Origin of the sequence: Gemmobacter caeruleus (genome assembly GCF_008271655.1) — a bacterium.
Lineage (GTDB): Bacteria > Pseudomonadota > Alphaproteobacteria > Rhodobacterales > Rhodobacteraceae > Gemmobacter > Gemmobacter caeruleus.
Window position 1 is genome coordinate 122,853 of the sequence record NZ_VKKX01000011.1, and the last position, 12,885, is coordinate 135,737.

Below are 12,885 nucleotides of genomic sequence, written 5' to 3' on the forward strand. Positions count from 1 at the left end.
TCCGGTCAGATACGGGTGGACAGGGAAAGAAAGGCGTCGGGCAGATGATCCAGCAACCAGATCTCGGCCGTCTTGTGCAGGTTGAAGCTGAGGCCGAGGCCGACCAGCAGCAGCGTTGCCCCCATGATGCGCGGGGCAATCGCGGCAAGGCGCGCAAGCCAGGCCTTGCGCCGCTGGATGACGGCGCGCCCGCCATAAGCCAGCAGCACAAGGATGGTGACCAGCCCCGCGCCATAGGCCGTCATGATGAGAAAGGACCACAGAAGCCGGCTGCCGGTCGAGGCCAGCGCCACCGCCGCGCCCATGGTCGGCCCGATGCAGGGCGACCAGGCAAGCCCCAGCAGCGCGCCGCCCGCCAGATGCGCGGGTGCCGATCCGCCCAGCCGGGCGGAACGGTCGGCCGCCTGTCCGGCCACCGGGGCCAGCAGGTGAAAGGGTGAATAGCGCGCGGGCAGCAGCATCAGGATGGCAAAGACCACAAGCGCGTAGCCGCCGAACCGTGCAAGGCTTTCCGGCCCGAACCCGGCGACCCGGCCCAGCACCGTCAGCCCGAACCCCACCAGCGTCGAGGCCCCCGCCAGCCCGAGCGCCAGCCAGAGCGGCGCGCGCCGGTCCTCCTGCAAGGCGCCGGCGGCGAGGATGGGCAGGATCGGCAGGACGCAAGGGTTGAGCAGCGTCGCCACGCCGGCCAGATAGCCGAGGATCAGGTCCATGAAACGTCTCCTTCCGAAGACATTTCGCAGCATTCGCGCCGGTGTTACAGCCGCGATGCGCCGCTCACGCCGATGTGTGGGTCATTCGGCCTGACTGGCGGGCTTGGCATTGAGCAGCCCGTAGCGTTCCTCGCCCAGCTTGTCGAACAGGCCGATCTGGGTTTCGAGAAAGTCGATATGGCCTTCCTCGTCAGTGATCAGCGCGTCGAACAGGGCGCGGCTGACATAATCGCCTACGGCATCGCAATGGCGCCGCGCCTCGATATACAGCGTGCGGGCGTCATGTTCGCCGGCAAGGTCGCATTCCAGCGTTTCGCGCACGGTCTGGCCGATGCGCAGCGGATCGAGCTTTTGCAGGTTCGGATGCCCCTCCAGAAAGATGATCCGGGCGATCAGCCGGTCGGCATGGCCCATTTCCTCGATGCTTTCGGCGCGCGACTTGTCGGCGAGATGGCCAAAGCCCCAATCTTCCTGCAAGCGGTAATGCAGCCAATACTGGCTGACCGCCGTCAATTCAGACCGCAGCGCGGCGTTCAGATAGTCGATGACCTTGGGGTCGCCCTTCATCGGAAATTTTCCCTGTCTCTGGGGCGCGGCGTTTCAGGCCGCGCAGGTGGATGGGGACTTCGAGATTGGCACATTGCCGCATCGTGTCCAGAAAAAGCGGCATGCAGCCGCCGCAATCGGCGCGCTTGCCAAGCGCGTGATAGACCTTGCCCGGGGTGATCAGCGTTTCGGGATCGGCCGCGCGCATCCAGTCCACGGCGGCCCGGATGTCACGATCGGAGATGGACATGCAGTGGCAGACGATCATGCGCGCGGCCCCCAGGTCACTGGAACACGGCCGAGGGGTTGTCGAGACTGTCGGACCCCTCGAACGAGACATCGGTCATGCCCATCAGCGTCACCGCGCGTTCGATCGAGGCGGTCTGCGTCACCAGCGCATCGACCGCCCCCATGATCAGCGCGGCGCCCTTCTGGTTGCCGGCCTCAAGCATCTGGTCATAGGCAAAGCCGCCATCGGCCGCGTCCTTCAACGCCTGAAGCGCCGCGACCGAGGCGTCGAGTTCGGCCCGCAGCCGGGTATCCAGCGCGCCGTCGCGTTCCGCCACCAGTTCCGACAGCGAAGGGCCGGAGATCGTGCTGCCATCGGGCCGGGTATAGCTGCCGAGATAGACGTTGCGGATGCCCAGGCCATCATAGAAATGGCTGTTCTGGGTGTTGTCGGAAAAACAGTCATGCTCTTCCTCGGGGTCATTGAGCATGAGGCCGAGCTTCATCCGCTCACCGGCCTGTTCGCCATAGGACAGGCTGCCCATGCCGGTCAGCATGGCGCGGATGCCGCGGGCGGGGTCATCGGTGACGGCCTTGCGTGCGGCGCCATCGGCGGCCCAGTGTGCGGCCATTTCCTCCAGGTCGCTGACCAGAAGCTCTGTCGCGGCGGTCAGATAGGCGGCGCGGCGGTCGCAATTGCCGCCGGTGCAATCGGTGCCCGGGGCGAAATCGGTAAAGGGGCGGTTCCCGGCGCCGGGGCCGGTGCCGTTCAGATCCTGACCCCAAAGCAGGAATTCGATGGCGTGATAGCCCGAGGCGACATTCGCCTCGATCCCGTCGGCCTCGTGCAGGCTGTCGCGGATCAGCGCGGGGGTGATCTGCGTCGCGTCGATCTGGCGGCTGCCGATGGTGATCTGCGGGCTGGCGATGACATTGAGCGTGGAGAGCGGGTTTTCCTCCGACTGGCCATAGCCGGGATCGACATAGTCGATCAGCCCCTCGTCCAGCGGCCAGGCATTCACCCGGCCCTCCCAGTCATCCACGATCGGGTTGCCAAAGCGGAATGCCTCGGTCTGCTGATAGGGCACGCGCGCGGCCTTCCAGGCGCTGCGCGCGGCATCAAGGGTTTGCGCCGAGGGCGCGGCGACCAGCGCGGCCACCGCCGCTTGCAGGTCGCGGGCGGTGGTCAGGCTGTCGCCATAGCCCGCCTGGGCAAGATCGGCATAGGTCTGCACCACCTCTGCCTCTGTCACCGCATGGGCGGCAGGGGCAAGGACGGGCAGGGCGGCGGTGGCCAGAAGGGCGGTCAGGGTCAGGCGGGGCATGGGGTCTTTCTTCGCGGTCATGTGACGGGTCATTTGGTCAGGATCAGCTTGCCCGCCCGGGTGATGCGCAGCGAATAGACCTGCCCCTGCAACACGATCCGCGCCAGATTGCCGCCGCCGGTCAGGCTTTCGGCATCGTGGCAGGGGGTGTTGTCGGTCAGCGGCATCAGGCTGCGGGGATCGACTTGCATGTTCATCGGGGCGTCTCCATCCGGTCGAAAAGGGCCATGAAGTCCGGCGTCGGCGGGATCAGCCCGTTAAGCGCCTGCCGCAGCATTTCGGTCAGGGTCGGTTCAAGGGGCGGCGCGCGCCAAGGGGCAGTATCTTTCGCGATCATCGGAACCTCGGGAATTGCGGGTCTTATCCGGCTGACCCGAGGCGGGTTGGCTTGGACAGGCAAAAGGTGACAAAAAGAATAGGTTTTGTAAAGCCTGATTCTTTTACTTGGAAATTTGGGGTGTGGCCGGGCTGCACCGGCCGCGCGATCCGGGCCGCGCCCGGCCTGTCGCCCCTTGCCGCAGGGCGGGGCAGCGCCTAGGCTTGGCGCAGGCTGGGGGGCCTGAAGCACGGAAGACGGATGAAACGGGTTCTCCAATTGCTGACGCTGGGCGTCGGCCTGTCGATCGCCTCTGTGGCCACGGCGCAAGAGCGTGTGACGCTGGGTTTTGCGCGACTGTTCACCAATGATGCCCTTGGCGATACGCATGACCGCTGGCGCACCGGCGCCTATTCCGTCAGCCGGTTTCGCGGCGACCGCTGGGGTGGCGCGCTGCCCGACAGCTTTGGCGCGATTCTGGAACAGCGCCTGCGTAGCGAGATCATCGCGCCCGAAAGCCTGACCACCGCCAACCCCGACCGCCGTTATGCCGGGGTCATCGCGCCGGGTCTGGCGACGCATTGGGCGCTGTGGGGGCTGGAGGCGCGGCTGGGGGCCGAGCTGGTCTTTACCGGCCCGCAGACCAAGGTCGGCGCCTTTCAGCGCGAGGTGCATCAGCTGATGGGGCTGGACCGGCCTTCGGTGCTGGGCTCGCAGATCCCCGATGGTGTGCATCCGACGCTGAACCTTGAACTGGGCCGCAGCTTTGCGCTGTCGGACCGCGTGGTGCTGCGCCCCTTTGCCGAGGCGCAGGCCGGGGTCGAGGATTATGTGCGCCTGGGGGGCGACATGGTGCTGGGGCGGTTCGGGCATGAGGGGCTGTTCACCCGCGACACGGTGACGGGCCACCGGGTGCTGGGCATCGCGGGCACCGCCGAACCGGGGCTGAGCCTGACGCTGGGCGGCGATGTCGCCCATGTCTTCGGCAGCGCCTATCTGCCCGCCAGCGGCCCGGCCGACGCCAGGGCACAGCGCAGCCGGCTGCGCGCGGGGCTGCATTGGCAGGGCGAAAAGGCCGAGGCGTTCTATGGCGTGACCTGGCTGGGCAAGGAATATGAACGCCAGGACGAAGGACAGGTCGTCGGGTCGCTGCGGGTGAATCTGCGGTTCTGACCTGCAACCTTCCTCAGCGTCATGCGATGGCTTTCGGCGCATTGTTGCCGATTGGTCATAGCCAAGCGAATCATCGCCTGTTAACCTTTGCTCATAAAAAGAAAACGAGCAGGCATACAGGCATATGAAAACGGGCTCTCGTGGCACGTTTGTCATTTCTTGGTCACAGACGGAAACGGACGGGGTGCCCGGGGCATCGCCGGACATGCTGGCAGTCGGCGCCGCCTGGCGCTGGACGGGTGTGCCCGTGCGGGTCGATGGGCCGCAGAATGTCCTGATTCTGGATGGGGCCGAGGGGGCAGCGGAACTCCGCCGGCGTGCGGCGCGCATGGTGCGCCGCCTGGTCGGCGCATCGCTTGGCCGGCAATCGCTGGCCCAACCCGAACCGGCACCGCCCGAAATGGACGAGCCGGAGCAGGGCTTTATCGTCACCGACGGGCACCAGTCCCATGCCGTGACGCTGATCGACGTGCCCGATACCGGCGCGCGGCTGGCGATGTTCCTGGGCGAATTGCCGCCCGAGGGGCGCGACATGTGGGTGGTGCGGGTCTCGATCGACCGCACGCATCGCGGTGCGGGGGCGCGTCATGCGGGCGGGGTGATCTGCTTTACCCCCGGCACGCGGATCGCCACGCCCGATGGTCCGCGCCTGGTGCAGGATCTGCGCCCCGGCGACCGGGTCCAGACCAAGGATAACGGGGCGCAGGATATCCTGTGGACCGGCCATCGCCGCATGACCGGGGCGCGGCTTTACGCCATGCCGCATCTGCGGCCGATCCGGTTGCGCGCCGGCGCCCTGGGCACGGGGCGCCCCGAGGATGACCTGCTGGTCTCGCCCCAGCACCGGATGCTGGTCAAGGGCGCCGCCGCGCGGGCGCTGTTCAACAGCGACGAGGTGCTGGTCGCGGCCGAGGATCTGCTGAACGACCATTCCATTCTGGTGGATCAGGCCCTGCGCGAGGTGACCTATGTTCACCTGCTGCTGGAGCGGCACAACATCCTGTTCGCCAACGGGCTGGAGACCGAAAGCTTCCACCCGGCGAATACCGCGCTCGACATGATCGAGGAGGGGCAGCGTGCCGCCCTGCTGGCGATCCTGCCCGATATCGACGCCGATCCCGACCGCTATGGCGACTATGCAAGGCGCAACCTGTCGGCCTCGGAGGCGGCGATCATGCGCCACGAGATGCAGGTCCGCCCGGCCCTTGCGCCGCCGTCGATTGCGCATTGACCGCAGGGCGTTTGCCTGTATAAGCCCCGCCATGGTCCCGGAAGCGATTCCGGGGCTTTTCATTGGTGTTGGTGGCCCCCGCAAGGGGATGCCTGTCGCCCGGTCTCCGGGAAAGGACAACGCCCTTCACAGTTGGAAGGAGATCAGCGATGACCAAACGCACCGCTGCCAAGTACAAGATCGACCGCCGCATGGGCGAAAACATCTGGGGCCGCGCCAAGTCGCCGCTGAACAAGCGCGAATATGGCCCGGGCCAGCACGGCCAGCGCCGCAAGAACAAGCTGTCGGATTTCGGCACCCAGCTGCGCGCCAAGCAGAAGCTGAAAGGCTACTATGGCGACCTGACCGAAAAGCAGTTCCGCAAGATCTATGCCGAAGCCGAGCGCGTGCGCGGTGACACCGGCGAGATGCTGGTTGGCCTGCTGGAGCGCCGCCTGGACGCGGTGGTCTACCGCGCCAAGTTCGTGCCGACCGTCTTTGCCGCCCGTCAGTTCGTGAACCACGGTCACGTCCTGGTCAACGGCAAGCGCGTCAACATCGCGTCCTACCGCGTCAAGGAAGGCGACGTGGTGGAAGTGCGTCAGAAGTCGAAGCAACTGGCCATCGTGCTGGAAGCCGTCGCCCTGACCGAGCGTGACGTGCCGGACTATATCGAGGTGGACCACTCCAAGATGACCGCGAAATTCGTGCGCACGCCCTCGCTGGGCGATGTGCCCTATCCGGTCGTGATGGAGCCGAACCTCGTCGTCGAATACTACGCGAAGAACTGATCCTTCGCGTCACTTGTGCTTTGGGGAAGGGCTCGCGTTTCGCGGGCCCTTTTTCATGGCGGCCCCTTCCCATCCGCCGGGGCGCGGCCTATCTCGCAGGTGCAGAAACAAGCGGACAGGACGCGGGAATGGCTGACAGGAACAGTATAGAGGGCCGGTTTGAACAGGGGCTTTTCGCCTCGCGCTGGCTGATGGCACCGATGTATCTGGGGCTGGTGGTCAGCCTTGGCATGCTGACGATCGTCTTTACCAAGGAACTGGTCTATTACGCGGCCAAGACCTTTACCCTGACCGCCGATCAGGCGATCCTGGCGATCCTCACGCTGATCGACCTGTCGCTGGCGGCGAACCTGCTGCTGATCGTGCTGTTTTCCGGCTATGAGAACTTTGTCTCCAAGCTCGACCTGGGCGATCAGCGCGACCGGCCCAGCTGGATGGGCAAGGTCGATTTCTCGGGGCTGAAGATGAAGCTCATTGCCTCGATCGTGGCGATTTCGGGGATCCATCTGCTCAAGGTCTTCATGGAGGTCGGCAAACAGTCGGGCGATGCGGCGCTGAACGGTGAAAAGCTGCTCTGGCTGGTGGTGATCCACCTGACCTTCGTCGTCTCGGGCGTGCTGCTGGCCCTGATGGATTGGCTGGCGGCGCGCACCAGCAAACACTGACCCAGACGCAGAAGGGCCGCAGTCGCGGCCCTTTCGCGCATCTGCCACCAAGATCAGGCTGGCAAAGTGCCGGGGCGGCGGCTAAACGGGCCGGGCAAGCCAATGGAGACAGCGATGACCGAGGCCATTCGCCCGCAACCCGGGATCATGGAAATTGCCCTTTACGAAGGTGGCAAGGCCCATGTCGCGGGCGTGAGCAATGTGGTGAAGCTCAGCTCGAACGAAAACCCGTTCGGGCCGTCGGACAAGGCGAAGGAAGCCTTCGCCAAATCGGTGCATCAACTCCATCGCTACCCCTCGACCGACCACGCCGCGCTGCGTCAGGCCATTGCCGATACGCATGGTCTGGATGCCGCGCGCATCATCTGCGGCGTCGGTTCGGACGAGATCATCCACTTTCTGAACCAGGCCTATGCCGGGCCGGGCGACGAGGTGCTGTATACCGAACACGGCTTTCTGATGTATCGCATCTCGGCGCTGGCGGCCGGCGCGACCCCGGTCGAGGTGCCCGAGCGTGAACGCACCACCGATGTGGATGCGCTGCTGGCCGCCTGCACCGACCGCACCAAGCTCGTGTTCATCGCCAACCCCAACAACCCCACCGGCACGATGATTTCCGCCGGCGAGGTGGCGCGGCTGGCGCGCGGCCTGCCGCCGCAGGCCATTCTGGTGCTGGACGGTGCCTATGCCGAATATGTGGAGGGCTTTGACGCCGGGCTGTCGCTGATCGAGGCGATGCCGAATGTGGTGATGACGCGCACCTTCTCCAAGATCTACGGGCTGGGCGGGTTGCGCATCGGCTGGGGCTATGGCCCCAAGGCCATCATCGACGTGCTGAACCGCATTCGCGGCCCGTTCAACCTGTCGAACACCCAGCTTGAAACCGCCGAGGCCGCGGTGCGCGATCAGGATTACGTCGCGCGCTGCCGGTCGGAAAACGCCCGCCTGCGGCATTGGCTGGCCGAGGCGCTGGCAGCGCTCGGTGTGCCCTCGGACACGTCGATGGCCAATTTCGTGCTGGCACGCTTTGCCAGCCCCGACGAGGCCGAGGCCTGCGATACCTTCCTTCAGGAACAGGGCCTGATCGTGCGGCGCGTCTCCGGCTACAAGCTGCCGCATTGCCTGCGCATCACCGTGGGCGACGAGGCGTCGTGCCGCCGGGTGGCCCATGCGATCGGTCAGTTCAAGGGGGTCAAATGACCGCGCCGATCTACAATCGGGTCGCGCTGATCGGGCTGGGGCTGATCGCCTCGTCCATGGCACATGCGATGCGGGAATACGGGCTCGCGACCGAGATCGTGGGCTTTGCCAAATCGCCGGAAACCCGCGCCACGGCGCTTGAGATCGGCTTTGTCAACCGGGTGACCGAAACCGCCGCCGCGGCGGTGCAGGGGGCCGATCTGGTCGTGCTGGCGGTGCCGGTGGGCGCCATGGGGGCCATCGCCGCCGAGATCGGCCCGCATCTGGCGCCCGGTGCCACGGTCACCGATGTCGGCTCGGTCAAGCAGGCGGTGATCGAGGCGGTGGCGCCGCATATCCCCGAAGGCGTGCATTTCATCCCCGGCCACCCGATCGCGGGCACCGAACATTCCGGCCCGCGTTCGGGCTTTGCCACGCTGTTCCGCAACCGCTGGTGGCTGCTGACCCCGGTGCCCGGCAGCGACCCCGAGGCGACGCGCCACCTGCGCCAGTGCTACGAGGCCATGGGCGCCAAGGTCGATGAGATGGAGGCCCCTCATCACGATCTCGTCCTTGCCGTCACCTCGCATACGCCGCACCTCATCGCCTATACGATGGTGGGCGTCGCCGATGACCTGCGCCGCGTGACCGACAGCGAGGTGATCCAGTATTCGGCGGCGGGTTTCCGCGACTTTACGCGGATTGCCGCCAGTGACCCCACCATGTGGCGCGATGTGTTCTTGACGAACAAGGAGGCGACGCTGGATATTCTCGGACGGTTCACCGAAGAGCTTTTCGCGCTGCAAAGGGCGATCCGGCTGGGGGATGGCGATCATCTTCACGCCTATTTCACCCGGACACGCGCGATCCGGCGGGGGATCATCGAAGCGGGGCAGGATACGGCCGCCCCGGATTTCGGGCGGGGCCAACCGCCCGCGTAAGGGTGCCATTGTGTGAACGGGTCGGGGGATCGGGCATGAAAAAGGCTGCTTGGGCGCTGGTCGCCGCATCTCTGTTCTGCGCCGGAACGGCGCGGGCCGAGGGGGTCACCACCTCTCCCATGCCGAAACCACGCCCTGATCTGCCCGCCGTCATGGTGCTGGCCACCGTCTCCACCGCCAATGCCATCGTGCCGCTGGCCCGGCCGCTGCCCCGCCCCGACGGGCTGGCCGAACGCTATGCCCGGGTAATCGAAGACCTCGCCGCCCCCAGGATCGACCCGGAAAGCGTCGTCGAACTGGCCGCCACCACGCCGGTGCGCCCACTGCTGCGCCCGAAGGCGCGCCCGCGCGCCCTCGATACAAGCGGCGAGGCCGGCCCTGGCGGCGCCAAACTGTTCAAGGCCGCCGCCGTCCGCGTGTTGCCGGGCAAGACGGCGGTGCTGCCGAAAAAGGGCTCGGTCTGTGGCGACCCCTCGATCCGCGGCGAGGCGATCGCGCCGATCACCAGCCGGGTCAAGGGCTGCGGCATCGACGATCCGGTCAAGGTCACCGAAATCGCCGGGGTCAAATTCTCCATCCCCGCCACCATCACCTGCGATACCGCCCGCGCCGCGAAAACCTGGATCGAACGCGGCGTGCAACCGGCCTTCGCAGGTCAGGTGGTGAAACTGCAAATTGCCGGCAGCTATGTCTGCCGCCCGCGCAACGGCATCAAGGGCGCCAAAGTGTCGGAACATGGCCGGGGCCGCGCGCTCGATGTCGCGGCCTTCGTGCTGGCCGATGGCACCGCGCTGTCGGTGCAGGGCAGCTACCGCAAGTCAAAGGCGATGAAGGCGGCGCACAAGGCCGCCTGCGGCCCCTTCGGCACTACACTGGGGCCCGGCTCCGACGGGCATCACGAAGATCACCTTCACGTCGATATCGTGAGCTATCGCAACCGCACCTACTGCCGCTGACCGCCCCTTCATCTGTTCAAAAATATCCTGCGGGGTGTTCCGGAGGGGTGCAAAACCCCTCCGGGGTCTGCCTTCCCGCGCACGGCGCTGGGTCAGCGCTCGGTCAGCTTCAGCTCGATCCGGCGGTTCTGTGCCCGCGCCTCCGCGCTGGTGCCCGGCGCCACCGGCTGCCATTCGCCAAAGCCGGTCGCGGCCAGCCGGTTGGGCGGAAAGCCCAGCTGATCCTGCATGTAGCGCACCACCGACAGCGCGCGCGCCTGGCTCAGCTCCCAATTGTCGCGGAACTCGCCGGTGCCTGACAGCGGCACGTCATCGGTATGGCCATCGACCCGGATGATCCAGTCGATGCCGGGCGGGATCTGGCCGGCAATATCCTGCAAGGTCGCCACGACGCCCGCGATCTGCGACCGGCCCTCGGGCGCCAGATCGGCGGATCCCGGGGTGAACAGCACCTCGGACGAAAACACGAAACGGTCGCCGACGATGCGCACGCCCTCGCGCCCGGTCAACACCTGCCGCAACTCGCCAAAGAATTCCGACCGAAACTTTGCCAGATCGGCATTCTCGGCCTCCAGCCGCTTGCGTTCGGCTTCCTCCAGTTCGGCCCGGCGTTTTTGCTCCGCCGCGACCTGCGCCAGCGCGGAATTGAGCTGCCCGCCCAGATTTTCCAACTGCACCCTGGCCTCTGCATCGCGGGCTTCGGCGGCATCGAGCAGCGCCTGAAGCGTGCCCAGCTGCCCGCGCAGCGCGCCGATCTGTTCGTTCAGCAGTGCGACGCGCCGGTCGGCCTCGGTCGATCGGCCCTTTTGCTGCTCCAGCAGGGCGCGGGCGGTGTCCAAAAGGGACGCGCCGGGCGCCTCCACCCCCTGCGCAGCGGCCAGCAGGGTCAGCGTTTCCTCGGCCTGCTTGCGCTGTTCCTCCAGCGAGAGGGTCAGCGCCGCGAGTTCGGTATCCGACGCCTTGAGCTTGTCGCGCAAATCCTGCAAGGCGGCCGCATCGACCAGCCGCGCGGCTTCGGCCTCAGACAGCGCCACGCCCTGCGCGGCATTGTCTGCGCGCAGCTTTTCGGCCAGCGCTGCCACCGCATCGGCGCGGGCGGCGGCCAGGCGCGCGGCCTCTTTCTCGGCGTCCACCTCCTCGCGCGCCTTGGCCAGCGCGAGGTTCAGCGCCTCCTGCTCGGAGATCAGCTTGTCCTGCGCGGCCTTCAGATCCGCGACCGAGGCGGTCAGGGTGGTCACCTCGCCGCGCGCGGCGTCGCGTTCGGCCAGAAGGCTGGCCACCTGCGCCTCGAAACTGGCGATGCGGCCCTGCGCCGCGCTCAGCGCGCCCTGCGCTGTGGAGAGTTGCGCACCCAGCGTCGCGATCAGGTCGGCCTGTTCCTCGCCCTTGGCGCGGGCCTCGGCGAGGCTTGCGGTCAGGCTGCCGACCTCGGCCTGCAAGCCCTGCGCGCGTTTGCGTTCCAGCCCAAGCGCATCGGCCAGTTGCGCCACCTGCGCCGAAAGCGCGTCCAACTCGTTCCCCTGCGTGTCGATGGTCTGGCGCAGCACTGATTGCATGACGGTAAAGATGGTCAGCACGAACATCAGCACCATCAGCAGCGTCGTCACCGCATCGACGAAACCGGGCCAGACCATCCCGTCGGAATTGCGCACCGATCCGCGACGCGACAGGCCCATCTCAGCCCCGCGCCCGCAAAAGCTGCCGCACAGATTGCGTCAGCGCCGAGAGATCGCCGCGCAGGTCGGCCAGGCTTTCCTGCCGCCCGGCCGAAATCTCCTCAAGGATCCGCAAGAGCTGCACGTCGATCGAGCGCAGCCGCATCCGGCTTTCGGCGTCGATATGCGGCCCGCCCTCCTCGCCGCTCAGGGCGGCGGCGATGCGGTCCTGGCCCTCGGCGATGCGCAATAGCAGGGTGGATTGCGTCTCTTGCGCCTCCAGCCGGGCGGCCAGCCGGGTGATGGCCACGGCCAGTTCCCCCATCCGGTCATCGGCCACATTGCGGCTGACATCGGCCTCGGTGAACATCATTTGCAGATTGTCGATCTGGCTGCCCAGACTATCCAGCACATGCGCCAACTGGCCCATGCCGCTGTCGCCCTCGCCGCCCTCGAACCCGATGCGGGTGATCGAGGACAGCCATTCCTCCAGCTCGCGGAAAAAGCGGTTCTGGCCATGGCCGGCGAACAGTTCCAGCAGCCCGATCACCAGTGACCCGGCCAGCCCCAGCAGCGAGGAGGAAAATGCCGTGCCCATGCCGCCAAGCTGGCTTTCCAGCCCGCCCATCAGCTTGCCAAAGATATCGAGGCTAGACTCGCCCTCTTGCGGTGCCAGTGACCGGATGGTTTCCACAATTGCCGGCACCGTGGTGGCCAGCCCGTAGAAGGTGCCCAGAAGGCCCAGGAAAATCAGCAGGTTGGCAAGGTATCGCGTGATGTCGCGTGCTTCGTCGATGCGGGTCGCCACCGAATCGAGGATGGAGCGTGACGAGCTGGACGAGATCTGCATCCGCGCGGTGCGTGCGCCCAAAAGGGCGGCGAGCGGCGCCAGGATGCGGGGTGCGGCCTTGGCCTCGGCCCCCGGGCGATCCTGCACGAAGGCGTCGATCCAGCTGACCGATTGCACCAGTTGCCAGACCTGCCAGAAACAGGTCAGCACCCCCAGCAGGAACACCGCCGCGATGAAGCCGTTGAGCAAGGGGTTCGCCGCGAACACCCCGCGCAGCACCGGCAGCATGACCCAGGCCCCGGCGGCGACCAGGCTGATGACGATCAGCATGAGGGTGACTTGCCGGATCGGCTGGGCAAAGACGGGCGTGGCGCTCGGGGCCAGTCGGGTCATAAGG

General features: G+C 66.6%; 15 protein-coding genes. 7 read left to right on the top strand and 8 right to left on the bottom strand.

Features of this window, described 5'->3' with window-relative positions; genetic code table 11:
* Positions 1-5: 5 nt before the first annotated feature.
* The 6 genes from FOA17_RS02935 to FOA17_RS19690 all read right to left on the bottom strand — a co-directional run bounded on the left by FOA17_RS02935 (position 6) and on the right by FOA17_RS19690 (position 3,149).
* Positions 6-713, bottom strand: coding sequence for a cytochrome c biogenesis CcdA family protein (locus FOA17_RS02935; protein ID WP_162528154.1), 708 nt, complete (start codon positions 711-713; stop codon positions 6-8).
* A gap of 81 nt (positions 714-794) precedes the next feature.
* The gene (bfr, locus tag FOA17_RS02940; RefSeq protein WP_149139995.1) at positions 795-1,280 is read right to left on the bottom strand and encodes a bacterioferritin; all 486 of its coding nucleotides are present in this window, start codon (positions 1,278-1,280) and stop codon (positions 795-797) included.
* Positions 1,228-1,527 (bottom strand): (2Fe-2S)-binding protein, encoded by a 300-nt coding sequence (locus tag FOA17_RS02945; RefSeq protein ID WP_149139996.1) that lies wholly within the window; start codon positions 1,525-1,527, stop codon positions 1,228-1,230. The genes bfr and FOA17_RS02945 overlap by 53 nt, the downstream gene beginning before the upstream one ends.
* Before the next feature lie 16 nt (positions 1,528-1,543).
* Complete coding sequence (locus tag FOA17_RS02950) at positions 1,544-2,812, bottom strand: imelysin family protein (protein WP_149140616.1); 1,269 nt, start codon at positions 2,810-2,812, stop codon at positions 1,544-1,546.
* Positions 2,813-2,841: 29 nt separating this feature from the next.
* Positions 2,842-3,009 (bottom strand): hemin uptake protein HemP, encoded by a 168-nt coding sequence (hemP, locus tag FOA17_RS02955; RefSeq protein WP_420841676.1) that lies wholly within the window; start codon positions 3,007-3,009, stop codon positions 2,842-2,844.
* Positions 3,006-3,149, bottom strand: coding sequence for a hypothetical protein (locus FOA17_RS19690; RefSeq protein ID WP_162528155.1), 144 nt, complete (start codon positions 3,147-3,149; stop codon positions 3,006-3,008). Before FOA17_RS19690 ends, hemP begins: the two co-directional genes overlap by 4 nt.
* A gap of 240 nt (positions 3,150-3,389) precedes the next feature.
* On the opposite strand from FOA17_RS19690, the gene FOA17_RS02960 reads away from it, so the two are divergent.
* The 7 genes from FOA17_RS02960 (at position 3,390) to FOA17_RS02990 (ending at position 10,043) form a co-directional block, all read left to right on the top strand.
* Positions 3,390-4,301 carry a lipid A-modifier LpxR family protein gene (locus FOA17_RS02960; RefSeq protein WP_149139997.1) on the top strand — a complete coding sequence of 304 codons (912 nt, stop codon included), beginning with the start codon at positions 3,390-3,392 and terminating at the stop codon, positions 4,299-4,301.
* A 124-nt stretch (positions 4,302-4,425) separates the two neighbouring features.
* Positions 4,426-5,532: a Hint domain-containing protein gene (locus FOA17_RS02965; RefSeq protein ID WP_149139998.1), complete on the top strand. Its 1,107-nt coding sequence runs from the start codon at positions 4,426-4,428 to the stop codon at positions 5,530-5,532.
* 149 nt (positions 5,533-5,681) lie between these two features.
* Complete coding sequence (rpsD, locus tag FOA17_RS02970; RefSeq protein ID WP_149139999.1) at positions 5,682-6,302, top strand: 30S ribosomal protein S4; 621 nt, start codon at positions 5,682-5,684, stop codon at positions 6,300-6,302.
* Between the two features lie 128 nt (positions 6,303-6,430).
* Positions 6,431-6,967 carry a TIGR00645 family protein gene (locus tag FOA17_RS02975; protein WP_149140000.1) on the top strand — a complete coding sequence of 179 codons (537 nt, stop codon included), beginning with the start codon at positions 6,431-6,433 and terminating at the stop codon, positions 6,965-6,967.
* A 114-nt stretch (positions 6,968-7,081) separates the two neighbouring features.
* On the top strand, positions 7,082-8,167 hold the full coding sequence (gene hisC / locus FOA17_RS02980) for a histidinol-phosphate transaminase (protein WP_149140001.1): 1,086 nt from the start codon (positions 7,082-7,084) through the stop codon (positions 8,165-8,167).
* Positions 8,164-9,087 (top strand): prephenate/arogenate dehydrogenase family protein, encoded by a 924-nt coding sequence (locus tag FOA17_RS02985; RefSeq protein ID WP_149140002.1) that lies wholly within the window; start codon positions 8,164-8,166, stop codon positions 9,085-9,087. The genes hisC and FOA17_RS02985 overlap by 4 nt, the downstream gene beginning before the upstream one ends.
* 35 nt (positions 9,088-9,122) lie before the next feature.
* Complete coding sequence (locus FOA17_RS02990; protein ID WP_149140003.1) at positions 9,123-10,043, top strand: extensin-like domain-containing protein; 921 nt, start codon at positions 9,123-9,125, stop codon at positions 10,041-10,043.
* A gap of 92 nt (positions 10,044-10,135) precedes the next feature.
* On the opposite strand, the gene FOA17_RS02995 is transcribed toward FOA17_RS02990, so the two are convergent.
* Together FOA17_RS02995 and FOA17_RS03000 are read right to left on the bottom strand one after the other, a co-directional pair.
* Positions 10,136-11,719, bottom strand: coding sequence for a peptidoglycan -binding protein (locus FOA17_RS02995; protein WP_149140004.1), 1,584 nt, complete (start codon positions 11,717-11,719; stop codon positions 10,136-10,138).
* A 1-nt stretch (position 11,720) separates the two neighbouring features.
* Entirely contained in the window at positions 11,721-12,881 is a 1,161-nt protein-coding gene (locus FOA17_RS03000; RefSeq protein ID WP_149140005.1) for a biopolymer transporter ExbB, read from the bottom strand.
* Positions 12,882-12,885: the final 4 nt, after the last annotated feature.

Excerpts from the sequence above, each read along its gene's own strand:
- FOA17_RS02935 (WP_162528154.1), bottom strand. The coding sequence starts at position 713 with ATGGACCTGATCCTCGGCTATCTGGCCGGCGTGGCGACGCTGCTCAAC.
- bfr (WP_149139995.1), bottom strand. The coding sequence starts at position 1,280 with ATGAAGGGCGACCCCAAGGTCATCGACTATCTGAACGCCGCGCTGCGG.
- FOA17_RS02945 (WP_149139996.1), bottom strand. The coding sequence starts at position 1,527 with ATGATCGTCTGCCACTGCATGTCCATCTCCGATCGTGACATCCGGGCC.
- FOA17_RS02950 (WP_149140616.1), bottom strand. The coding sequence starts at position 2,812 with ATGCCCCGCCTGACCCTGACCGCCCTTCTGGCCACCGCCGCCCTGCCC.
- hemP (WP_420841676.1), bottom strand. The coding sequence starts at position 3,009 with ATGAACATGCAAGTCGATCCCCGCAGCCTGATGCCGCTGACCGACAAC.
- FOA17_RS19690 (WP_162528155.1), bottom strand. The coding sequence starts at position 3,149 with ATGATCGCGAAAGATACTGCCCCTTGGCGCGCGCCGCCCCTTGAACCG.
- FOA17_RS02960 (WP_149139997.1), top strand. The coding sequence starts at position 3,390 with ATGAAACGGGTTCTCCAATTGCTGACGCTGGGCGTCGGCCTGTCGATC.
- FOA17_RS02965 (WP_149139998.1), top strand. The coding sequence starts at position 4,426 with ATGAAAACGGGCTCTCGTGGCACGTTTGTCATTTCTTGGTCACAGACG.
- rpsD (WP_149139999.1), top strand. The coding sequence starts at position 5,682 with ATGACCAAACGCACCGCTGCCAAGTACAAGATCGACCGCCGCATGGGC.
- FOA17_RS02975 (WP_149140000.1), top strand. The coding sequence starts at position 6,431 with ATGGCTGACAGGAACAGTATAGAGGGCCGGTTTGAACAGGGGCTTTTC.
- hisC (WP_149140001.1), top strand. The coding sequence starts at position 7,082 with ATGACCGAGGCCATTCGCCCGCAACCCGGGATCATGGAAATTGCCCTT.
- FOA17_RS02985 (WP_149140002.1), top strand. The coding sequence starts at position 8,164 with ATGACCGCGCCGATCTACAATCGGGTCGCGCTGATCGGGCTGGGGCTG.
- FOA17_RS02990 (WP_149140003.1), top strand. The coding sequence starts at position 9,123 with ATGAAAAAGGCTGCTTGGGCGCTGGTCGCCGCATCTCTGTTCTGCGCC.
- FOA17_RS02995 (WP_149140004.1), bottom strand. The coding sequence starts at position 11,719 with ATGGGCCTGTCGCGTCGCGGATCGGTGCGCAATTCCGACGGGATGGTC.
- FOA17_RS03000 (WP_149140005.1), bottom strand. The coding sequence starts at position 12,881 with ATGACCCGACTGGCCCCGAGCGCCACGCCCGTCTTTGCCCAGCCGATC.